Source organism: Amycolatopsis sp. CB00013, assembly GCF_001905755.1.
Classification (GTDB): Bacteria; Actinomycetota; Actinomycetes; order Mycobacteriales; family Pseudonocardiaceae; genus Amycolatopsis; species Amycolatopsis japonica.
Map to the genome: position 1 here is coordinate 527,365 of NZ_LIWC01000003.1, position 21,785 is coordinate 549,149.

A 21,785-nucleotide genomic window follows, 5' to 3' on the forward strand; every position below is an offset into this window, starting at 1 on the left:
CGCCGCTGTCCCACGTCATTAGTCGCTCTGGTCTCCGAGTTTTTGAGTTTTTCGGGATTACGTGTCTCCAAACGGGCTTTTTCCCGGAGTTAGCCGGTGACCGCATCCCGTCGCCGGGTTCGCACCGGCGGCACTCGCTTCAGGAGGCCTCATGACCCAGCGCGCGCAGTCCCCGGACGGCCGTCCTGGTCGCCGGACAGACTCACCTCGCCCACCGCGCACCCGGCGCGGTGGCGACCGCGCCCCCTACCCCGGAGCCCGCGTTCACAGCACCACGGCAGGCGCGGGCGAGATCGCCAGCACCTCGCGTCCCAAGCGCACGCCGGCCCCGGCGCGCCGGCGCCCGGCGTCGTCGGCGGTACCGACTCCGGCGACGGTGTGGACGTGCGGACCGGACCCGATCGACGCCCACGCGACCTGGCCGGTACCGATCGTGGAGTCCATCACCGCGGCGTTCACCGAGCCCGGCGCACACGTCGTCCTGGTCGACCTCGACCCCGCACCGACCACGGTCATGCGCACCGGTACGGACGGCTCGGCGACGACCGGCGAAGCGTCGGTGGCGGCGGCGCGGGAGGCGGTGCGTGCGCTCGGCCGCACCATCGACACCGTCACCTTCCTCAGCGGCGATGGCGGCTCCGCCGCGTCATCGCGACCGTTCTGGGCCGACCTCGTCACCGACGCGGACGACCCGTCCGCAGCGCTGGCCGGAACACCGTCGGCCACGGCGCGCACCGGTGCTCCCGGCAGCGCGGAACGAGCGGAGTCCGAGCGCGGCGCCCGGGCGGATCTCGTGATCGTGTCCCTTCCCGCCCACGCCGCCGAGTCGGCGCCGCTGGACCGGCTCGCGCTCCTGGCGGCGAACCGTCTGCGCCACGGCGGCATCCTCGCGGTGTACACGCACAGTGACGGGACGCGGGGTCGGCTGGTCGACCCGACCGGCTCGATCGTGGCCGCAGCCCAGCACGCCGATCTGCTCTACCTGCAGCACATCGTCACGCTGCACACCCCCGTGGAGAAGGGGCGTCTGCACGCCGCGCCGAGCACGGCGGCTGCCGTCGAATACGACCGCGCCCGGCATCGCGCGGCGGTGCGCGGGCTGCCCGCGCCGCACCTGCGCGCGCATGGGGATGTCCTCGCGTTCGCGCAACCGGCCGACATCGGCGCACCGCCGCCCTCTCGGCCTGATCCGGTGACAGACGCGCCTGGCGCTGGAGGCCGCCGGTGACCCCGCCCCCGCCGCGTCCGACCGGGCCGCCCCCGCCCACGCCCACCCCCGTGAAAGGCAGCGCCCTCATGTCCCACCAAGACTCCGTCGGATCGACCAGCACCGGCGCGACCAGCTCGCCCATCCACGGCAGCGACGACCCGACCGTGCCGATCTCCCGCGCGCTCATCGACGCCCTCGACACCGATCCCGCACAGACGGACACCGCGGCCGGACATGGCCCGGCTAGCCCGATCAGTACGACGGGTGCCGTTGACGTCGGCGACTTGCCGTTGTCGGTGTGGGCGACCGCGCAGACGTCCCCGGCCGCCCAGCGCAAAGGCCGCTACGTGCCCGAGTCGACCGCGCATCCGGCGAAGATGCTCCCGGCCGTCGCGGCTCATGCCATCCGGGCTTACACCCGGCCCGGGGAGCTGGTGTTCGACCCGATGGCCGGATCCGGCACCACGCTCGTGGAGGCGATCGACGCCGGGCGCCGCGCGGTCGGCGTCGAGTACGAACCGCACTGGGTCACCGTGGCGCGGGCGAACCTCGAGCTGGCCCGGGTACGCGGTCACGACCACGACGCCGAGGTCGTGCACGGCGACGCGCGGCAGCTGCCGTTCCTGCTTCCGGAGAAGTACGAGGGCCGGGTCGCGCTGATCGTCACCTCGCCGCCCTATGGGCCGTCCACGCACGGGCAGGTCGTCACCAGCGGCACCGGCTCGCAGGACGGGAAGGTGCACAAGTACCACCACCGCTACGGCTCCACGCTGGATCGCGGGAACCTGGCCAACGTCGGCCACCACCGGCTGCTGGCCGGCTTCACCCGCATCCTCACCGGCTGCGCGGCCGTGCTGCGCCCCGGCGGGCACATCGCGATCACCGTGCGGCCGTGGCGCGAGCACTCGGAACTGATCGACCTGCCCTCGCAGATCATCGCCTGCGGCCGTGCCGCCGGGCTGGCCCCGGTCGAGCGCTGCGTCGCCTTGCTCGCCCGCGTCGCCGACCGCGAGCTGGTCGTTCGCGGCTCCTTCTTCCAGCGCGACTTCATCCGCAAACAGCGCGAGCAAGGCCTGCCGCTGCATCTGATCGCGCACGAGGACGTCATCGTCCTGGCCAAACCGCTCGCACCCAGCGGCACCCCTGTCCCGGCGTCGCCGGGCGACGGTCCCACCGCTGCGCACGACCCGGACGCGGGCAGGCGGTGGGGGTCGTGAGCACGCTGGTGCGCTGCCAGGAGTGTGGCGGGGTCGCCCGTTTCCGGTATTCCGCCGCCGCCCGGCGCGCCGTGGAACGACACCGCTGCCCACCGCCGGACACGGCCTCCCCCGAGCGACCCGTGACGCGGGAGGCACACCATGCCTGACCGCCACACCAGCACCGCGGAGCCGCTGCGGTTCGTCGCGACCGACGGGCCGGCGATCGGGTCGCTCTGCACGGGGGTGGCCGGACTCGACCTCGGCGTCGCCGCCGTGCTCGGCGGCCGCATCGCCTGGTACTCCGAGATCGACCCGCACGCGGCCGCCATCCTCGCCGCACGCCTGCCCGGCGTGCCGAACCTGGGTGACCTGCGCGCGGTCGACTTCACCTCCGTCGCACCGGTCGAGGTACTCACGGCGGGGTTCCCCTGTCAGGACATTTCCGCCGCCGGTCGGCGCGCGGGCATCGAGAAAGGCGCTCGCAGTGGACTGTGGAGCAACATCCTGGACGCCATTCGCCTACTACGACCCCGCCTCGTCGTCGTGGAGAACGTCGCCGCCCTCCGTTGGAAAACGGTGGCCTCGACCGTGTACTCGCAGGGCTGGCCGAAGCGGGGTATGACGCGGTCTGGCGTTGCTTACGAGCCAGTGACATCGGCGCCGCCCACCGCCGCGAACGCGTGTTCCTGTGTGCCGTCCCCGCCCCGGGACGGGATGCGGATGATGCCCACCCCGCAGGCCCGCGACGGCGAACCCCGCGGCCCGGTCGATCCAGCACGGCGGCGCGCGGGCGGACATCAGGTCAACCTCAACGACGCCGTCGACTCGGTCGTCAGGCCGTCACAGCTACTGCCGACTCCGACGGCGGCGGACTCGCGGTCGGCGGCGATCCAGACCGTGCAGAAGCCGGGCCGCCCGATCCCGGCAGGGTGCGTGACACTGACCGACTCGGTGCGGCTGCTGCCCACCCCGACCGCCTCCGACGCGAAGAACTGCACCCACGACACCCACGACGGCGGACCGTTTCTTCCCGACCGCGCCCGCGCCCTGACCACACCGACGGACGGAACGTGGTGCGCGGCAGCCCACAGCGAAGAGATCGATAGCTGCCTGTCCGCCGGCGCATGGGGCCTGCCGCCGATACCCGACCGCGCACGACGGTTCTTCCGCCGAAAGCTCCGTGACAAGGAGGCCCTGTCCTCATGGACACTCCACGACTTCTGCCGACCCCCGCGCGACCGACGGCACCAAAGGCTGCCCCGCGCAGCGCGGCTCGAAGGGCGACCTGATGCTGCCCTCGGTCGTCATCGCCGTCACCACACCCACACCGAAGTCCCGAGCGCGGAAGGAGGCGAAGGACCGTGACGACCGCCCGCGCACCGCGCTCCCGCCGCGCTGCCCGCAGTGAACCCAGGCCGGTGAACTGGGGCGAGTACGCCGCCGCCGTGCACCGGTGGGAACTCATCACCGGCCAGCCCGCGCCATACCCGACCCAGCCCGGACGACACGGACGTCCCGTCCTCGCGCCGCCGTTCGTCGAGTGGCTCATGGGCCTTCCCCCAGGCTGGGTCACCGCCACACACCTCGAGCTCCCCCGCACCGCGCAACTTCGCGCACTGGGCAACGGGGTCATGCCCCAGCAGGCCGCGCGCGCACTACGCCACCTGCTGGACGACCTCACCCACCTGCACCGTCCACCCTGCCACCCGCCGACCGGCCCCACGCGGGACAGGCCCTCCCACGTGAGCCGACCGGCCCGGGTGGGCGGAGCCCATGACGCGCCCACCTAGTACTACCCAGGCCTCGCCCGCTGCTCGTCCCCGCCGCAGCCGTACCCGCTCTCGTCGCTGACCCGTGGCGCTCCTGGGCGAGGACACCGCCGAGCCCGCCCCGGAGCGCCACGCTCCACCTACAAGTCGACTTCCTGAAAGGGCTCTTCGCCATCCCCACACAGCAGGGCACTCCGCACCGCGCCTCATCTGGAAGACGACCCCGACGGCTGCTCCCCGTTTCTCCTGCCGCAGCGGTCCAGAAGCAACCGCGTCGGTCCCGCAGGACCAGCCGCGCGCCAACACCGGAACCGTTCCAGGACAGCGCGGGATCACTTGCGCCGTTCCGACACCCCGGCGACCCAGGCCCCGCCGGTGCCCGTTGATCGCGGTCGCCGTCTCGTACGAGAACTCCATGACTGCCACCGAACCCACCTCACAGCGAGGAGGTTGCTGTGCACGACCTCGACCGACGTCCCTCCGCCACACCTGACTCGGCGACCACGGCCGCGCCGTCACCAGCATGGTCGCGTGAACGGCTCGCCGCCCTCGGAGTGACCACCGACCTGATGACCGCCGCCCACATGCTCGGCATCGGCCGGACAACCGCCTACAAACTCGCCCGCAACGGAACCCTCCCGGTGCCAACGGTTCGCGTCGGCCGCAACTACCGCATCGCTGTCGCACCACTGATCGAACTCCTCGGGCTCGACAAAGAGCCTCGTGCCTGACGCTTCCCCTCTGAACGCATCGGAGCGTCCATAGCCGGTGTCCGAACGCGACACCCCCACGGATTGCAGGAAAGGAAAAATCCGCGATGACGTTCAAAGGCAGCACATTCAAACGCTGTACCTGCACCGACCCCGGCACCAGGAAGCAACTCGGGACTCAATGCCCGAAACTCAAGCGTGGCAATGGCATGTGGAGCTCCCATCACGGGACCTGGTCGTTTCAAGCTGAACTCCCCAAACGCCCCGACGGGACTCGCCGCACCCGCAGGCGGCACGGGTTCGCCTCACAGACCGCCGCGCAAGACCAGCTCGACCAGATCGCCGATCTGCTCACGCTCGGCGAACGACGCGGCGAGGCCGCGCTCGCCACGATCGGCGACCTCATCGACAACCGGCTGCGTACAGGAGAACCGTTTCCCACGCCCGAGGCGGTCAGCAAGCAGCTCGACGCAGGTAACGCCGGCCTCGGCGCAATCCCAACTGTCGGTCAATGGCTGACCAGTTGGATCGCGACACGCAAAAAGATCCGTGAAGGAACCCGGTTGTCCTACCAGCGCCACATCACCAACTGGCTGCTCCCGCATCTGGGCCACTACCGACTCGACGTGCTCACCGTCGAGCACATCTCCCGCATGTTCGACGCCATGGCCGAACGCAACGACACCATCACAGCCGCAAAGAGCAGCGACGACCCCGAGGTCCGCAAGAGCGCGCCCGGCATGCGGGTCATGCGCGCGGCCACCATGCAGCGCTACCGCGCCACTCTGCGTGCCGCGCTGAACGCCGCCATCCGCGCCCAGAAGATCACCTTCAACCCGGCCTCATACGTTGAGCTGCCCTCCGGGCGCCGCCCGAAGGCACTGCTGTGGACCCCGGACCGGGTCGAGCGGTGGCAGCGCACCGGACAGAAGCCCTCACGGGTCATGGTGTGGACACCCGAGCAGGTCGGCCGATTCCTCGACCAGGCCGAGGGGCACCCCTACTACGCGCTGTTCCACCTCATCGCCTATCGGGGATTGCGACGCGGCGAGGCCTGCGGGCTACCGTGGTGGAACATCGACCTGGCCAGCCGATCGATCACCATCTCCACCGCGATCGTGCAACTGGGATGGAAAGCCGAGTTCGGCGAACCCAAGAGCGAAGCCTCCGGCCGCGTCATCGCCCTCGACGAGGCCACCACACTGGTGCTGCGAAGGCAGAAGAAACACCAGCACGAACTACGCGTGGCGGCCGGGACCGCCTGGGTCGAGCACGAGCTCGTGTGCACCGAACGCGACGGCAGCCCGCTGCATCCAGCCAAGCTCACCGACGCCTTCCACGCCATCGCCGACGCCGCCGACCTCCCACCCGTACGCCTGCACGACCTACGCCACGGCGCGGCCACACTCATGATCGCCGCCGGAGCAGACCTCAAAGTCGTGCAAGAGCTGCTCGGCCACTCCTCCATCGCGGTCACCGCAGACACCTACGCCCACGTATTGCCCGAACTCGCCCGCGACACCGCCGAAGCCGTCGCCGCCATCGTCCCGCGCGACCAACAACACAACCGCCGCACCGCTTGATCCGCTGCGGAGATCCTTGGCCGCGCGGGGCGCGACCGCTGTTTGGTCGGCGTCGGTGGTGATGAGGTTCACCGGTGCGGCCAGATCTGCACTGTCCAGGATTCTTTGTAGACGTCAGGGTCTTCAGGCTCGGCGACGTTGCTTGTGCGGGTTCGTCGGGCGAAGCTTGTAATCGCCGGTGGCGGGGAGCGGGACGTTTTTGTCGCTGGGCGAGGCCGTTATGCAGGCGATCATGAGGCTGCCAGTGGGAGAGTTGAAGATGTGCTCTTCGTGGGGTGTTTCGTCGATGCCGTGAGCTGGTTCGTGAGTCCAGATCTTGAGGGCTACTTCGGCGGACAGAGCACGGTCGGAGGTGTGGAACAAGGTGCCGCTGATCGTGAATTGAGAATGGTGGACGGGGATGGTCGCGGTGTGCACCTCGACGGGGGTGCCGCCTGCCGAGAACGGGTATTCGTCGCAGTCGTTTACCTCGCCGGGCACAGAGGGGTTGGGGCGGACGGCGTAGCCCTTGCCGAAGCCGGCTTCACGGTACGCGATAGCGGAGGTCCGGTTGGCGTTGCGCATCGCCACGTCGCAGTACATCCGGGTCAGGGGTGGTGTGGCGCCGAGTTAGCCGGGGACGTAGGTGCCTGGGATTCCGGGCCATGTGCTGGTGATACTGGTCTGGGCTTGCCGGATGAACTGGGCCGACTCGGTGATCTCCGGGTTTGATACGCTCTGGGTGAAGATCCCCGTGACCTTGTGAAACACACAGTCGGTGGTACCGGCGTACTGCGGGTTGACCGCGGTGCGTGCGATGGGTCCCGCCCGCATGTGTGTGTGCTTGGACGAAGTCGTTCCCCGAGCCGTTCCCACATAGAAGTAGGGGTTCATCTCGCAGAACGAGCGCCGCTCGTTGAATGCGGGGTCGTTAGGCTGAGGCATGGACTCGCCGGCGAACCGGATCACGATGGCTCTGTGTGCCGATGGTGTTCCACTGGTTGACGGTGTGATCGAAGGTCGAGGTGGCCGGGTTGCAGCTTGGCCCGGTGGGGTCGGGATCCCAGCAGCCGACGATGAAGTTCAGCGGCCCGTCATCCGGAACGCCTCGGCCGAGCCGGAGATTCGACACCATGATCTGCAACTCGGCGGCACGGTCGTTGTTTGCCATATTGAATACGTATGCGGCGCGGATCGCCCAGTTTCCGACGAAGGTGCACTTGCCTTTAGTGCATTTCTGGTATTTTCCCAGTAGTACTATAGCCCGGCACGCTGTGAAGCGATTCTTGTGCCAATAGTCGCCGAAAAACCGTCCAAGTAGTGCTGCTTGCAGTCGTCCGGCGTGATGATGTCGACGCCTGCTGCCTTGGCAGCTCCAGCTGTCGGCGCGCTGTGAGAATTGATGTCGGGGTACGTAATCGCCCGGGGGAGCGGCAGCGGCTAATTGCTGAGGTGTTTTGGGGTGCCGTTGCGGTGTCGTGCTAGCAGCCTTAACGCTCGCAGGCAAAGTTCGAGCTTCGTCGCGAGTTGTGCCGGTGTCATCCCTGCAGTCGAGGGGGACATCGGGATCGCGTTGAAGGCTGCGCTCGCGGCGTCGCCGGGAGTGTTGGTGACGATTGCCTCTGATTGGTTGTTCGAGGACGTCGTCCGTCACGCTCCCGGCGCTGCACCGGAGACCTGGCGTCCGGTGCAGTTCGAGGTCAAGGAACTCAGTGCGAGCGGCTGGGTCAACCTTCCCGACCACCTGTACCACGCCGCCGCCGACGCAGCTCAATCGGGCATCAGCACCGCGCGCTCTGACCACGCGGGTTCAAACTAGCTGTTCCTCGGCGACCTGAAGCGCCAGGTCGATCCAAGTTCATCGGTCTGTAGAGGTGACGACCGACGCCGCGTACCTGTGGTATCTGGGCAGACGGCTGACCATGCTCGGCTGGGCGTCGCCGAGCCTTGCCCGTGCCCGCGACGTGCTGGTTTACTTCCACATTCTGCGCCACAACGCGATGAGCGACACTGGTGAGCTCGACGAGCGGACTGAGCAGGCGGTCGGGCCCACGCAGGTTTTCGCGCGTCAAGGCGCCAGATCACATATTCTCAAGTAGCGGGGACCTGATCCGCCTACGCCGATGAGCGGATACAACGTTTCCTGCGCCGGAGGCGTAGCTGTTTGCGGCACGGATCTACGGCGTGAGTGAGTAACGCGTCCGTCGGTGTTCGCGACTCCAATCTCGGTTGATGACGGCAGGGGAGAGGGCGGGTACTGCGTTGAATCCGGACGTCTCGGACCAGTGCCGCACCAGGCCCACATACGTCAGCTACACGGTTCTTTCCTCGCGTGCAATCTGGTGGTCGGCCGTGGCAACCCTCCTCGTCGGAGCGGGTATCACTACCTGGCTGCTGCTAAGTCATGGCCAGGGCGGCGAGCAGGAGCGGAACCGGCTGGAGGCGATCAAGACCGCTGGGACGATCGTCGTCGGCACTGGCGGCGCAGCGGCGTTGCTGCTCGCCGCGCGGCGTCAGCGGACCAGCGAGATCGCCCTGCGTCAGAAGGATCGAGATCAGGAAGATGTCGCGCGGACACACAGGTTGCAGGAACAGGTCGCGCTGGCAACCCAGGACGACGCGGCCCAACGACGTAACAGTGAACTTTACATCAAATCGGTCGAACAGATCGGGTCCTCGCAAGCTGTGGTGAGACTCGGGGGTCTCTATGCCCTAGAACGCTTGGCGACCGAGAATGAGAACCATCGTCAGACAGCCGTCAACGTGTTCTGCGCTTACCTGCGGATGCCGTTCACTCCTCCGTCGCGAACATCCGGTGCTGGGACCTCCCCGGACGATCCAGCCGAGGAGTCCTCCCAGCAGGAGCTTCAGGCTCGGTTGACTGCGCAACGCATCCTGGTTAAACATCTGCGGCCGACGTCGCCAGTCAGTCCCGGAACGCCGAGCGTTCACCACTGGAAGGACGTTGAACTCGATCTCGCTGACGCCGCTCTGGTCAACTGGGATATGCGGCAGTGTGTCGCGCACGAATCGACGTTCGACAGGGCGCGGTTCTACGGCGATACGAGGTTCGACGGGGCAAACCTTGCCGGCAGTACGTCCTTTGAGGATGCCCATTTCCATGGGCCCGTTATCTTCGACGGAGCGGCGTTCTCCAATGTCACTTCATTCGAGCGTACCGTCTTCGATGATCAAGCGAAGTTCGTCGGAGCATGGTTTGGCAGCACTACTTCCTTTGACAATACTTCGTTCGCGATGAGCTCTTCTTTTCAAGATGCCCGGTTCGTTGACGACGCCTGGTTTTGCGAGACCGAATTTTACGGCAGCACCACGTACGAAGATGCGTACTTCGAGCGAATCGCCGCATTTAACGATGCCACGTTCGGGAATGTCGCGGCGTTTGAAAGAGCTTCCTTCAATCAGATCGCGGGTTTCGGAGACGTCCGGTTCATCGGTCACGCGAAGTTCACCGGCGCCCGCTTCGGCCACCATGCGTGGTTCCGCCGAGCAGAGTTTTGCCGGACGGTGTCTTTCGACATTGCACGCTTCTCCCTGGACCTGTGGCTGGCGGGCGCGACCTTCCACGACGACGCGTGGTTCAGGAACCTCTACCTCGGCGGTGAGGCCAGTTTCGAACACGCTTCCTTCAGTCGCACTGCGAACTTCGACTCTGTTCGTCTCGGCCGTCCCGAGGGCAACCGGACTGTGTGGCCCTGAGACCGAAAAGGCGTAACGATTCCGGGCACGATCACCACGTCGGTCGTCGAGCCATCGAGGAGACGCGGGAGCGGCTGAACCCCTTGAGTGCGGATGGCGCGGAACGAGTCAACGTGCCATCCGTCGAGGAGGTCGGTGCTGCGGGCGGCGTAGCTTGAGGCGGGGGTAGCGAGATTGTGGGGCGGCGTTGCGTAAGGCGGGGGAGATCGGACGCGGTAGTCGGGAAGGGTGTGGGCGCCCCTACGTTCCTCGTGGTCGGCAGTCGCTACGCGCACATCCCGGGCATGACCACGACCACGAATCCGGACGGCGATGGACCACTCCAGCAGATCCGCAACCTGGTGACGGATCTCGATGATCGAGTCTACGAGTTCGGATTTCTCAGCCGTGGCAGGGCCGGCCAGTTCGCGGGCGCCGTTCGATGCCGTCCTAGCTGACGCGGGCATCGAGACGTTAAGGATTTCTCCGCGTTGCCCACGGGCGAGGTGCTACGCCGAAAGGTTCGTGCCCGCGGCCAGAACCGAGTTCGCCGACGTGTGTTGCTCCTGAGTAAGCGGCATCTGAACGCCGGTGCTCGCCGAGTACATCCGGCACTACGACGGTCAACGGCCGCACCGAGTACGCGAGCTTCGCCCGCCACAGCCGACCCACCCCGTGGCAGAACTCAGCTTCCAGCGGCTCGGGCGACAGCGGGTTGCTCGGGGCCTGGTCAACGAATACGAACGGGCCGCGTAAAGCCACTGGTCAGCACCGGGTGACCATCTTATGGAGCTCCACGCCGTCTGGGCTCAAGGTGTCCGCATCACGGGGGCGACTCCGGGGCTGCTCACCAGCAGCACGCACTTCATGCAACTGTGACTAGCGCCGCCAGGCTTCGCGCGCGTCGGGGCAGCCAGCGCCTTCACCAGCACAGGGATGTGGCTTCACGTCGAGTGGAGGGAACGCGGAGCCACCCGGAGAATCTTGGCACGACAGGGCCGCCATCGCCGGGTTGGTTGGCACTGCCGACTGGCGCTGGTCCATCAAGTGGAGTAAACATTCGCGCTGTCCCAGTTGCTTGTCCGCTGGTGGTGGGCCGGATCCATGCATCCGCCGAGGGCTAGGTATGTGTGCTGGGCTGAGTAGTTGGGAACGACGCGGCCCAGCGAGAACGAGGTCTCAGCATCAACGAGAATCCGACGTGGTTCCTTTTTCGTCATGCAGGAAGGCGACGGTGGACAACGGGCTAGATGTGTACGCTGAGTATTCATCCTGATTCACTGCGTGCTTCTGTGATCGTGGCAGGCTTGATGTCAGCGTAGTGAGCGTTCGTCGCGGGGAGGTCGGACTTCGATGCAAAGTACGCAAGAGCTGCGCCATCATACGATCGTGGTACTTGACGTCGAGGGTTTCGGGGCTCGCGCCCGTACAAACCTTCATCAGCGTGCCATCCGGGACGGGTTGTACAAGGTTGCCCGCCGGGCGTTTGACGCCGCTGGCGTCCCTTGGAACGGGTGCTACCACGAGGACCGCGGTGACGCCATCTTTGTGCTTGCTCCTGCCGAGACGGACAAGAGCAGGTTTGTTGAGCGGCTTCCGCCACTTCTTGTCACTGAGCTGAGAGTTCACAACGACACACACGTGATCCTGGAACGGATCCGGCTAAGGATGGCGCTTCATGCAGGAGAAGTTCATTATGACTCGCATGGTGTGACCTCGGCATCTCTGACACTCGCGTTCCGCCTGAACGCAGCGCCAGCGCTCAAGGCAGCACTCGCAGCGTCCCCGGGGGTACTGGCCCTCGTCGTTTCCGGGTGGTTCTTCGAGGACGTTGTCCGCCACGCTCCCGGTGCAGCACCAGCCAGCTATGTGCCGGTCGAGGTCGAGGTCAAGGAAGTGACGACGGTCGGATGGGTGGCGCTGCCCGACCATCCACACTTTCCAGCTGTAGGATCGCGGGCCAAGCACGGGAAGCTGACGGCAGTCGGCAAGGCGCCCGTAGTGAGCACGCCAGCCAGTACCCACCAGCTGACAGGTAGGCCGCTACCTCCCGGCTCGGCCAGTTCGCCACACGTTTCGCCGCGGCAACTGCCACCCGCACCAGCCCACTTCGTGGGACGCAACGCAGAGCTACAAGCTATGACCAGGACACTCGACGAAGCCGCCGACCGGGGCGGGACCGTTTTGATCTCGCCGCTGGCCGGCGCCGGCGGAATCGGGAAAACATGGCTGGCCTTGCATTGGGCGCATCGTGTCGCGGATCGGTTTCCGGATGGGCAACTGTTCGTTGATCTCCGAGGCTTCAGCCCAGAGGGTAGCCCCATGTCGTCTGAAACAGCCGTAAGAGGCTTCCTCGACGCACTCGGAGCCGATCCCGAGAAAGTGCCCTCGGATCCGCACGCCCAGGAGGCCCTATATAGGAGCCTGACTGCCGAGCTTCGCATGCTCATACTGCTGGACAATGCCGCTACGGCAGATCAGGTTATTCCGCTTCTGCCCGGTGGGGATTCAAGCCTGGTGATAATCACAAGCCGCAGGATTCTGACCACATTGATCAGCCGTCACGGTGCACACCACTTGCACCTGAACCCGCTGCCGCCCGAAGACGCACGTGCACTGCTCACCGACTGGCTGACCCCGCACCGGGTGAACGCTGAACCGGAGGCGGTGGATGACCTGATCAGATACTGCCACGGTTTCGCACTAGCGCTCGGAATAATAGCCGGACGCGCACATGCTCATCCCCACATCTCCCTGCGGCAAGCGGTCGCTGAGCTACGAGAACTCGGCCTCGACGCCCTGGACGACGACGATCCCGCAGCAAGCTTGCCCGCCATCCTGTCGTGGTCATTTCTGGCCCTGACCCACGAGCAGCAGACTCTCTTCGTATTTCTCGGAGCTGCTCCCGGCCCCGACATCAGCCTCGCGGCAGCTGTGGCTATGGCGAATCTGCCGCCGTTGCACGTGCGGCGGACGTTGCACTCCCTGGAAGAAGCCTCCCTTCTTGACCGTGATTCCCGTGGTCGCTACGCGATGCACGACCTGATCCGCAGCTACGCCACCACGATGACATGTGATCATGCGGCCGGCCATGCGTTGCAAGCGGCGTTGCAAAGAGTGGTCGACTTCTACCTGCACGCCGCTTTCGCGGCGGACCGAAAACTCCGGCCACACAGACGGCCGATCGACCTTGGCCGGCCACTGTGCGGGGAGACCTTGCGAATCGCAGACTATCGTGCCGCCCTCGAATGGTGTGATTCTGAACGCATGAACCTTCTCGCGGCTATTGTTTGTGCGGTCGATCACGGGTGGAAGAAATATGCGTGGCAGATACCCTGGACATTGACAAATTTCTTCCGAGTGCGGGGACATTGGCAAGAATGGGTGCGCAGTCATCAGGTCATGATTAAGCACAGCATTGGCGAGGTCAGTGTTGACATACAAGCCCGCCTACATCACGACCTGGCCTGGGCTTTCTCGCACATCGGGCAGTGGGGGGAAGCAATATCAAACTGCATGACGGCGCTAGAGCTATTCAAAGCAAATGGTGACGAATATGGGAACGCTCTCTGTCTGGGCCTATTTGGTGCAATCTATACCAAGCGGGGCGAATACGAGATTGCGCTCGGCTACTACCGTGAATCACTGGCGCTCGATGAGAAAAGCGGACAAATCCTTCGCGCGCATGCGCTGCTGGGAATCGGAAGAATAGAAGGCAAGGCAGGTCGTTTTCAAACAGCGGCCACCAACTGTCGCGCTGCGATTGAAATCTACCGCGATGCTGGCAACGCCAATGATCAAGCTCGCGCGCTCGATGCTCTAGGGGAGGTGCTTGCGCTAAGCGATCGTCACGGTGACGCTGTCGACTGCTATCAGGACGCCGTGAAACTGTTCGCCGATAGTGGTGAATTGTTCGGACAAGCCGAGGCTCTGCATCATCTGGCAACGGTGTTGATCTTAATTGGCCATCGAGCGCATGCCCGCGATCGATGGTTGGAGGCCCTGGAAATACTGGAAACGTTGCGGCACCCTTTCCGGGACACCGTTAGGGCGCGCCTCGCCGAGACTGTCGAGTAGCCTCTGGGTATGCCTGGCAAGTTCCGCCGACCGTCTGGAGTTGGGGTTCCTGGTCGGGTTTGCCGCTTGCCGCCTGCCGGAACGTGCGGCCCGTCGCGGTTCATCCCGTGATGCTCACGCCGATGAGCGTGCCTGCCTCATGAGCGTGCCCCGCTACGGATCGATGACCGGGTCGGGCACAATCAGGTGCGTGACCTTTGAAGCGGTAAGTCCGGCCAATCCCTCGCGGACACTGGCTGCCATTGTCAGCGAATTGGGAACCTGTCAACCGGTGGACACGCGTACAGTGTTCTTGACGACCTGGGCGGGGCTAGTGGTCACAAGGTGGTGCGGACTCGCTGTGTCGGACGATCCGCGCTGGGCATCCCGGCAGCAGCATGCCGAGTTCGCGGAGGTGGCTCTTGCTCGCGCGCTACGTCAGTCACCCGTTCTGCGTGACAGGGACACCGTTCTGCCGGCCCGTGGCGCGAACGTAGTGACCCTTCGCGACGTGGATGCCGACAGTGCGGTCTCTGCGATCGTCGAGTTCACCAATACGGCTGCGTCGATGCTCCATTCGGTAGGCCGTCATGCGGGCGGCACTGTGCACAGGCAGATCTGTGACGACGTTGTGGCTGCCCTCAGTGTGCTTCGGGCCGCCTGGAGTGGTGAACAGAGTTCACGATCGGCTACTTCCGGTCATTGCTAGGGTGCTCTGCGTCTCCGCGGTGTTGTCGCGAAGGGTCGAGGCCGGTCCGCGGTAAATGACTTGGCGGATCGATGCGAGAGGGCGTGGTGCCGGTGGCATCGGGGAGGCCGAGCAGGTTCACGAGTGGCTGTAGAAGCGGGCCGGCGGCGGCAATGATCCCTGTGGTCGCCGGTGACCATGACGGGTGGAGAAAGTTCCGCACTCGCCCCTTCGCTTCGCTCAGAACAAGGCTTCCTGCGGCATGATCGACGGCTCTGGATCCGTTGTCGATCAGTGCATCGAGGCGGCCGCGGGCAATGTTGCACAAGTCGAGTGCGGGTGCTCGGTTGATTACCACGGCCCGGCAGCCTTGGTTCAACACCTCCGTCAACGACTGCCCTTTGAGCGCGTAGGCGGGCTTATTTACGCTGAGGTCGGTCCCGACTAATGCTACTGCGGCCCGGTCTGTCTCTCGGCACTGAATGCGTTGGCCATTTAGATAAGATCCACCGCCTCGCGTGGCCGTGTACAGCTCGTCGGTGACCGGGTTCAGCACTGTGGCGGCGACAATCTCGTCGTCGCGAGCCAGTGCAATGGAAACAGAAAAGTATGCGCAGCCAGTAATAAAATTGGTGGTTCCGTCAAGTGGGTCGACGTACCAGGTAAAAGGCGACTGAGCCTGCTTTATTCCCGACTCTTCCGAGACTATTGAATGATCGGGGTGCCTGTCTTCGAGTACTTCAAGAATGGCCTTCTCGGCCAGTAGGTCTGCGTCTGTAAGTAGTTGTGAAGAGTACTTAGCTTCCACTCTTGGGCGTTGTTCGAATAGCATCAACAGATGCCTGGCTGCCGCCTTGGCGGCAGAGACGGCCAGGGTTAAATGCTCGGTCATGTATGCCTCCGGTAGGCGCATTCTTCGGTTTAGGGCTGCTACTATCCGTGTCTCGGCTGAGATAATCTCATGATTTGACGATTGAGTCTAATTGTCGAAATATGAGTGAAGTATAGAATGCGTGGTTTGATGCACGTTCTCCTGCTGATGTTGCTGGCGAACTTGAAGTCGGATTCGAAAATCGCGCCCACCGGCAGGGAAAGGTGATAGGCGTGCAACCAGTGAAGTGCTCTTCGATATGGCCAGTCATCGCCTTGAACAGCGTTGACAACTCGACGGCTTGGACTTCGGACAGTGGTTCGCGGGCCGGGTCCCCGGGGATGGAGGTGCTGGCTAACGAGAAGACCGTCGCCCGGTATGTCGCGATCCGCGACGCCGACGGAGACTCACTGGACCGGCCGTGAAACGGCCGAAGATCGACCCGTTCGCTGAGAAGATCGAGGAGCTGGTCGAGGCGTCGGAGGGCGAGGTTCGCGCTGACGTGGTGCATGAACGCCTGGTCGCGATGGGTTTCACCGGCGTCGAGCGGACCACCCGTCGCGCCGTCGCTCGTGCCAAGCAGGCGTGGAAGGCCGGCCGCCGCCGCCCTGGCTGCCGAGCGCTGCGGAGTTCGCCAGCGCCGAGATGTACTGGCCGATGTCCTCGGCCTTGAAGAAGTTCTCCTTGAACTCCACCCAGTCCGTTTCCCGCGGCAGCGCGATCAGTCGGTGCACTAACGCGACCAGGCGAGCATCCTGTCCTGCACGCGGTTCGTCAGACACCTCAGACCCCTCTGTTCCGCCAGCCGTTCAAGGGCACGGAGTCTGGTCCCAGCGCGGACTCAACTCTTGGTCGCGGCACCGTCGTCACGCTGGGCGCCGACTGGATCTCGGTGCTGGCGACCATGATGATTGTCTCGGCGCATCTCGGCTGGCGATCACCGGTGGCGGGTCCTCGCGGGGACGATGGTGGCGTTTCGCCGACGAGGCTGCTAAGCGCGAGGTGGCCTGGATTTGCGACGAGCCGTTCGAGCTCTGACCAGCGCATGTCCGGCAGTGGTACGCCGAGGTCGACCGGTTTCTGTTGGAGACGGGCGTCGCCGCGGGCGTGCTTTCCATGGGTACCTCGCGTACTTCGAGAAGCTCGCCGGAGCAGGCCCTGCGGTCGTACCGCATTACGGTGGTGTTTTGTTGTGGAGAGCCGGTCCGCGCGTGGCCGACTTGCAGGCCTGCGATGGCGTGGGAGTGCCTGGACTGCCGGTCAGCCGGAATCCTCGCGTGACACTATCTCCACGGCCGGAGCTTCGGATGTCGACGGCGGCAGGATGAACGAAATGGCGGCTAGCGACGATCTCAGCGGTGTATCAAATGCGGACCTGCTAACCAGGTACGCCTCGATTCTGCAGGAGCTGCGAGACCGGGTCGGAGTGCGGACTCGCAACGCCCCGCTGGTCAACTACGCCGAGTACCTCGCCGCCAGGTCTACGACGGGAACCTGGCCGCGAACTGGGTCAAGTCTTACGATCAGCTCGCGGCCGACGACCGTCGAGTCCAGGTCAAGGCCAGAGTCGTTCCCCCGGACACCCTGGCAAGCGCCTCCTTCTCGGCTTACCGCTCCTCCTACTTCGACATCGCTGTGCTGATCACCTTCGACAGCGCCACCTACGCGGTGCGGCAGGCCCGTGAGTGCCAGTCGCCGACCTTGAAGCCGCTGGGCGGCACTCCGCCCACATCAACGGGCGCCCGATCACAATCACCGCTGGCATCCAGCTCGGCCATGACGTCACGGTGCGATTCCGCGCGGCTGCAGTGCGGTAGCCGTCAGAGACGCTCTGCGCTCCGCAGTGCCCCTTGACGTCTCGGCGCCGGGATCGAGAACGTCCCGGATGAGTGCGAGAGACTGCCGGTTGTTCCGCTAGACCGCTGATAGAGGTATTCGGCGTGGTCCAGCGGAGTTCCGGGCTTGTGGCGGTGCGACGGAGCAGCTAGGGCCGCCCGCGCCGGCCACACCATGCTCCGCATGCCTGAGCCCCGAGGAGATCCTCGCGCTCGACGTCGAGGACACCGACCTGCGTAACTCCCGTGTCGGCGTCGTGCGTCAGGGCAGCGCCGGCCATCGTCACCTTGGACCGAGGCGGGCTCGCCGCCCGGCTGCTCGTCCGCTGACTCGGCGACCGCACCCGTGGCCCGCTTCCTCACCGTCCACGCGGCGAAAGGCTCAGCGAAGGGGATCGTCTGGCCCGCCGACCTCGACCCGGCCACCGGGCGCGGTTGGTAAGGCTACGACGCCGCGCTCAAATCGTTGAAGAAGGCGACCGGCGGCTGGACTCCGCACGACCTACGGCACTCCGGGCTCACGCACAACGCCGAAGACGGCCAGGACGTTACCCACCTCATGGTCAAGAGCGGGCACCAGGACATACGCGGCGTCGTCCGCTACGCCCGCCCGTCGGCCGACGCCGCCCAGCGCACCGCCGAGTAAGCCCGCGCCCACCACACCGGACGAGCGTGATGGCTCACCACCTGGCGGCGCAGCGCCCAGCGATTCAGGTATTCGCGGGGCCGTCCATCAGATCCGGCGGGTGATCTGCTCGACCAACGCGATCGAGAGCGACAACGCTCGCATCCGCCGCGCCGTGAAGGCCCGCGGGCACTTTCCGACGAGCAGGCCGCGCTCAAGTGCGTCTATATGGCGATCATGAGCCTGGACCCGACCGGTACCGGCCGGAAATGCTGGACCATGCGGTGGAAACCCGCCTTGAACACCTTCGAGATCGCTTTCGACGGCCGCCTGGCCGCCGGACGCAAGTAGTTTCCTTCAACCCGAGTTACACCGTTCGTTCGTTTGACAGACCCGGCATTGGCCTGGCGCTCGAACGAAGTGCTGCCCGATCGTGAATGCTCGCCTGATATTGTGCCCGCCACGAAGGGCCCGGCAACTTCGCTGCCGATCACATTGCCGCCGCGTCGATCATGGGGAGCAGGTCTGATGCACGGCCAACAAGAACGGCGACAGCGGTGGTCAGAGCGAAGACGTGTGTTGTCGACATTCGTCCGAAGTGCTTTGATCTTCACGCTCTTCGCGGTTGGGGGGGTCGGCGGTGCGGCGCTTCTCGCCATGGGCCATAAGCAGACCGCGCCGCCGTCGTGCACGCATGAGTATCCACAAGCCGAAGTGAACGTTCAGATCTCGGCAGCGATGGCTGGCTTGGACTACCCGCGAATTACCACCCAGACTCAGGTTCGGCTTCCCAGGACGGCGAGCGGAGCCCAGGACTTGGTCGGCGCAGATGATGACCCTGCGCGCCGGAATCTGGTCGCCTGTCTACTGGGGGCGACAAGGAGCCCTCTGGAAATCCGCGAAGAAGACCCCGTGGTCGTGGCAGACGCGGATACCGTGACCATCTCTGAGCATTCCTACGCCGACGTCGTCCCGCCCGATCCCACACGGGCAGCTCAGTGGGATGCATGGTCGGGCATTGCGCGCTTGACTGTCGAAGGCAGCAAGAGCTGGTGGCTCGGCGTGGACGTCCCACCAGGCCTGCATAGAGCGGTATGGACAGTGTCGATAGCTGTGCCCGTGGAATGGCAGCCCGCCCCGCAGCCGCGGGAGACGGTCACCGTCAGCCCAGGTCTGACCCGATGGGAGCGAGTTGCCCCGTTTACAGACGATTGGGCAGCAGGTCTTTGGCTCACCCCGGACGATCGAGCCCAGCTCGCGATTGCCGCAGTTACGCGGCCTGTTCTGCCCTACCTGGCAGCGGCTGGCTGGGTGCTGTCGCCGTTGATGTTTGCAGTCATTGCTACCCGGGCGGTACACACGTGGTCCCGGCCGCTGCCCAGAGTGCGACCACGACGGCTCACTCGGAGTCGTCGAACCGACCCGTCGTTCTCGACGTGGTACCGGTCCTGGATCGGATCACTGTGGTGGAACCGACTCGATCCTGTCACGTACGGTCGTTGGCTGTACCCGCCCTCAACACGGCGGGCGCCCGCGCCGAAAGCCGACGGGGCCGCGCGGTGGGTTCGAGTGCGGCAGGCACTGCAGATTGCCTACCTGCCCCGGGCGCGGTTTCAGTCTGTCGACCGCAGGGTCGCCCGGCGCGCGGTGACGCCCCTGCCGCTGATAGTGCTCGCCGCGGGCGGGCTGGCGATATTCGGCCCGACACTTTCAGCAGGTAAAACGGCATCATCCTTGCTAAATGTGGGCTTGGTGCTGCTCAGCATGTTGCTCGCCGCGATCTGGTGGGTGCCCTGGACGGCGATCATCGGGGCAGGCGGCGGGGCACTTGCAACGCTCTGGCTCGTGTCGTTGACGTCGTATGCTGGTCCGCTCGGGGAAAATATGGGCTCGATAGCAACACGCCTGGCGAGCCTCTTCTTGACCACCTTCCTCCTCCTAGCCGCCGGTGGAAACGCACTGAGAATCCTGGCATGGAATGGGAAACGCAAGGGCGCGCCACAGTGGCTGTGGTACTGGGCAGGACTCGGCTCGGCGATCCTGTTGATCGAGAAACTGGTTGTGGAGCGGGCCAACCAAGACAGACGGGAATGGCTTGGCCACACTGTGCGAATTGTCGAACCGGCTCCTTTGTATCAGTACTTCTTGTGGGACTTGTACTACGAACTGGCTTGGCTGCTGCTACTCGTCGCGGCAGCAGCTATCTACCGCCTATTCGCTCGCCACTGGTTCCCGAACCGTTCCCCTGAGGCGTTCCGTGCAGCCGCGCTGCTGTTCCTCATCGGTCCAATCTGGTGGGACCTCGAGGTGGCAGGATTTTCCGTGCCCGCTTGGCCTCTGGGGCTCGCAGCAATCGGTTTACTGGTCCGGCTGTACACACGCCGCATGCGGCCGGTCCTCACCACTGTCGCGGACCAACCTCTCGACCCTGAAGCACTGAAGGTAAAAGCGGAATCGAAGGACGCGCACCAACTCGTGCCCGGTCTGGGAGCGCGAGCCCTGCACCTGCTCCTGGCGCTCGGCCCGGGTGGTGACCCGCGCGGCAACCTGATCGCCGCCGTACGGGGAGTGGTACTGCCCGGGTTGCTCGCAGGTGCTGTGCTGGTCCTAATCCGTCTAATGACCGCGCCATTGGTTACCATCAACCAACAGGTCTCGGTGTTGCTTGACCTGGTCGGTATGGCAGGCTGGGAATTTGCCAAGTGGCTATTGGCCGCAGCGGCGATCGGTCTCGCCTGGCAGCACCTTCCCGGCAGGCGCGGCATAGTGAAGATGCTGCCTGTATTGCTGACCTACGCTGCGGCTCCGGTTACCGTCGTGACTATCGAGCTGGCGCTCGGGCTAGGTGTGGACTGGCGTGCGACCGCCGACCTGTTGTTGTTCGCGGCAGTGATGCTGATCTTAGGACTGCGCATGGATCTGGCGGTGTTGGCCGAAATCAAGCTGGAGCCGGTCGGATCGAGACTGCGAACAAAACTGCAAAAGTACGGCATCGACAGCATTGCGGCCGCGATGACAGTGCTGGTCACCCCAGCCTTGGCAATTCTGGCTGTATGGAGCGCGACCCAGGGTGGAGATGTGTCATTCCCCAGCGTCGATACCGGCCACCTCCAACGACGGTAAATGCTAGGGGCGTTTCTTATGTGGTGGTCGCTCGGTTGTGAGCGATGATCTTGGCTGTGGTTGATCGTTTGTCGTTGCGGTTGGTGCCGGATGAGTTATGGGTGCTGGTGGAGCCGCTGATTCCGGTGTTTGAGCCGCGTCCGCAAGGCGGTGGCACGATCCCGCTGGACGCTCGCGCGTGTTCACGGCGATTGTGTACGTGCTGACCAGCGGTTGTGCGTGGCGGATCTGCCGCCTTCGTTCGGGGGGTGCCCTTTCAGGAGAAGTCACCGAGGTTGATGGTCTTGTGAGCAGGCGCCGTCCACGGCCCAGTTGAGCCGGACCCGTGGGCGGCGCTCCTTCAAGCCGGAGGCCCTTGATTGTTTGGCCCACGGAGGCTAAGTCCATATGGACGGCTGCGTGCAGTACCGGCTAAGACATGGCCAGCCTTTTCCTGCGAGG

The 21,785-nt window shown here is 65.1% G+C and carries 16 protein-coding genes and 5 pseudogenes; 16 read left to right on the forward strand and 5 right to left on the reverse strand.

Annotation, left to right across the window (positions count from 1 at the left end; translation table 11 throughout):
• Nucleotides 1-264: 264 nt before the first annotated feature.
• Nucleotides 265-444, reverse strand: a complete 180-nt coding sequence (locus AMK34_RS42755) for a hypothetical protein (protein WP_143202551.1) — start codon at nucleotides 442-444, stop codon at nucleotides 265-267.
• Here AMK34_RS42755 and AMK34_RS22035 point away from each other — a divergent pair.
• The 7 genes and pseudogenes from AMK34_RS22035 (at nucleotide 434) to AMK34_RS22055 (ending at nucleotide 6,471) form a co-directional block, all read left to right on the forward strand.
• Nucleotides 434-1,228 carry a hypothetical protein gene (locus AMK34_RS22035; RefSeq protein ID WP_073847154.1) on the forward strand — a complete coding sequence of 265 codons (795 nt, stop codon included), beginning with the start codon at nucleotides 434-436 and terminating at the stop codon, nucleotides 1,226-1,228. The two genes, AMK34_RS42755 and AMK34_RS22035, sit on opposite strands and share 11 nt — an antisense overlap.
• Before the next feature lie 68 nt (nucleotides 1,229-1,296).
• Nucleotides 1,297-2,427: a TRM11 family SAM-dependent methyltransferase gene (locus AMK34_RS22040; protein ID WP_073846636.1), complete on the forward strand. Its 1,131-nt coding sequence runs from the start codon at nucleotides 1,297-1,299 to the stop codon at nucleotides 2,425-2,427.
• A gap of 141 nt (nucleotides 2,428-2,568) precedes the next feature.
• Nucleotides 2,569-2,916: pseudogene (locus tag AMK34_RS43760) on the forward strand (DNA cytosine methyltransferase); the annotation flags it as partial.
• Entirely contained in the window at nucleotides 2,901-3,515 is a 615-nt protein-coding gene (locus tag AMK34_RS43765; protein ID WP_274534446.1) for a DNA cytosine methyltransferase, read from the forward strand. The pseudogene AMK34_RS43760 and the gene AMK34_RS43765, both read left to right, overlap by 16 nt.
• 255 nt (nucleotides 3,516-3,770) lie before the next feature.
• The gene (locus AMK34_RS42760; RefSeq protein ID WP_143202552.1) at nucleotides 3,771-4,199 is read left to right on the forward strand and encodes a hypothetical protein; all 429 of its coding nucleotides are present in this window, start codon (nucleotides 3,771-3,773) and stop codon (nucleotides 4,197-4,199) included.
• A gap of 434 nt (nucleotides 4,200-4,633) precedes the next feature.
• On the forward strand, nucleotides 4,634-4,909 hold the full coding sequence (locus AMK34_RS42765) for a helix-turn-helix domain-containing protein (protein WP_073846637.1): 276 nt from the start codon (nucleotides 4,634-4,636) through the stop codon (nucleotides 4,907-4,909).
• 86 nt (nucleotides 4,910-4,995) lie between these two features.
• Complete coding sequence (locus AMK34_RS22055) at nucleotides 4,996-6,471, forward strand: tyrosine-type recombinase/integrase (protein ID WP_073846638.1); 1,476 nt, start codon at nucleotides 4,996-4,998, stop codon at nucleotides 6,469-6,471.
• Nucleotides 6,472-6,594: 123 nt separating this feature from the next.
• Here the strand turns inward: AMK34_RS22055 and AMK34_RS22060 are convergent, their stop codons facing one another.
• Both AMK34_RS22060 and AMK34_RS22070 read right to left on the reverse strand, forming a co-directional pair.
• Entirely contained in the window at nucleotides 6,595-7,041 is a 447-nt protein-coding gene (locus AMK34_RS22060; protein ID WP_143202553.1) for a hypothetical protein, read from the reverse strand.
• 340 nt (nucleotides 7,042-7,381) lie between these two features.
• The gene (locus AMK34_RS22070) at nucleotides 7,382-7,621 is read right to left on the reverse strand and encodes a hypothetical protein (RefSeq protein WP_073846641.1); all 240 of its coding nucleotides are present in this window, start codon (nucleotides 7,619-7,621) and stop codon (nucleotides 7,382-7,384) included.
• Nucleotides 7,622-8,023: 402 nt separating this feature from the next.
• On the opposite strand from AMK34_RS22070, the gene AMK34_RS42770 reads away from it, so the two are divergent.
• From AMK34_RS42770 to AMK34_RS22095, 4 genes are all read left to right on the forward strand, one after another.
• On the forward strand, nucleotides 8,024-8,269 hold the full coding sequence (locus AMK34_RS42770) for a hypothetical protein (RefSeq protein ID WP_143202554.1): 246 nt from the start codon (nucleotides 8,024-8,026) through the stop codon (nucleotides 8,267-8,269).
• Nucleotides 8,270-8,324: 55 nt separating this feature from the next.
• Complete coding sequence (locus AMK34_RS22075; RefSeq protein ID WP_073846642.1) at nucleotides 8,325-8,549, forward strand: hypothetical protein; 225 nt, start codon at nucleotides 8,325-8,327, stop codon at nucleotides 8,547-8,549.
• A 253-nt stretch (nucleotides 8,550-8,802) separates the two neighbouring features.
• A complete protein-coding gene (locus tag AMK34_RS22080) occupies nucleotides 8,803-10,167 on the forward strand; it encodes a pentapeptide repeat-containing protein (protein WP_158073300.1) in 1,365 nt (454 codons plus the stop codon).
• Between the two features lie 1,332 nt (nucleotides 10,168-11,499).
• Entirely contained in the window at nucleotides 11,500-14,223 is a 2,724-nt protein-coding gene (locus tag AMK34_RS22095) for an ATP-binding protein (RefSeq protein ID WP_073846645.1), read from the forward strand.
• Between the two features lie 668 nt (nucleotides 14,224-14,891).
• Here the strand turns inward: AMK34_RS22095 and AMK34_RS22100 are convergent.
• Entirely contained in the window at nucleotides 14,892-15,782 is an 891-nt protein-coding gene (locus AMK34_RS22100; RefSeq protein ID WP_158073301.1) for an inositol monophosphatase family protein, read from the reverse strand.
• Nucleotides 15,783-16,126: 344 nt separating this feature from the next.
• Here AMK34_RS22100 and AMK34_RS43525 point away from each other — a divergent pair.
• Nucleotides 16,127-16,368, forward strand: a pseudogene (locus AMK34_RS43525) (IS21 family transposase); the annotation flags it as partial.
• Here the strand turns inward: AMK34_RS43525 and AMK34_RS22105 are convergent.
• On the reverse strand, nucleotides 16,295-16,543 hold the full coding sequence (locus tag AMK34_RS22105; protein ID WP_143202555.1) for an AlbA family DNA-binding domain-containing protein: 249 nt from the start codon (nucleotides 16,541-16,543) through the stop codon (nucleotides 16,295-16,297). The pseudogene AMK34_RS43525 and the gene AMK34_RS22105 overlap by 74 nt on opposite strands.
• 1,516 nt (nucleotides 16,544-18,059) lie before the next feature.
• Here AMK34_RS22105 and AMK34_RS22120 point away from each other — a divergent pair.
• The 4 genes and pseudogenes from AMK34_RS22120 to AMK34_RS43240 form a co-directional block, all read left to right on the forward strand.
• Nucleotides 18,060-18,242 (forward strand): annotated as a pseudogene (locus tag AMK34_RS22120) (tyrosine-type recombinase/integrase); the annotation flags it as partial.
• An 88-nt stretch (nucleotides 18,243-18,330) separates the two neighbouring features.
• A pseudogene (locus AMK34_RS22125) lies at nucleotides 18,331-18,572 on the forward strand (transposase); the annotation flags it as partial.
• Between the two features lie 1,218 nt (nucleotides 18,573-19,790).
• Nucleotides 19,791-21,344, forward strand: a complete 1,554-nt coding sequence (locus AMK34_RS22130; RefSeq protein WP_073846650.1) for a DUF6185 family protein — start codon at nucleotides 19,791-19,793, stop codon at nucleotides 21,342-21,344.
• A 56-nt stretch (nucleotides 21,345-21,400) separates the two neighbouring features.
• Nucleotides 21,401-21,590 (forward strand): annotated as a pseudogene (locus tag AMK34_RS43240) (transposase); the annotation flags it as partial.
• Nucleotides 21,591-21,785 lie beyond the last annotated feature (195 nt).

Excerpts from the sequence above, each read along its gene's own strand:
- AMK34_RS22070 (WP_073846641.1), bottom strand. The coding sequence starts at position 7,621 with ATGGCAAACAACGACCGTGCCGCCGAGTTGCAGATCATGGTGTCGAAT.
- AMK34_RS22040 (WP_073846636.1), top strand. The coding sequence starts at position 1,297 with ATGTCCCACCAAGACTCCGTCGGATCGACCAGCACCGGCGCGACCAGC.
- AMK34_RS42755 (WP_143202551.1), bottom strand. The coding sequence starts at position 444 with ATGGACTCCACGATCGGTACCGGCCAGGTCGCGTGGGCGTCGATCGGG.
- AMK34_RS22055 (WP_073846638.1), top strand. The coding sequence starts at position 4,996 with ATGACGTTCAAAGGCAGCACATTCAAACGCTGTACCTGCACCGACCCC.
- AMK34_RS22100 (WP_158073301.1), bottom strand. The coding sequence starts at position 15,782 with ATGACCGAGCATTTAACCCTGGCCGTCTCTGCCGCCAAGGCGGCAGCC.
- AMK34_RS22095 (WP_073846645.1), top strand. The coding sequence starts at position 11,500 with ATGCAAAGTACGCAAGAGCTGCGCCATCATACGATCGTGGTACTTGAC.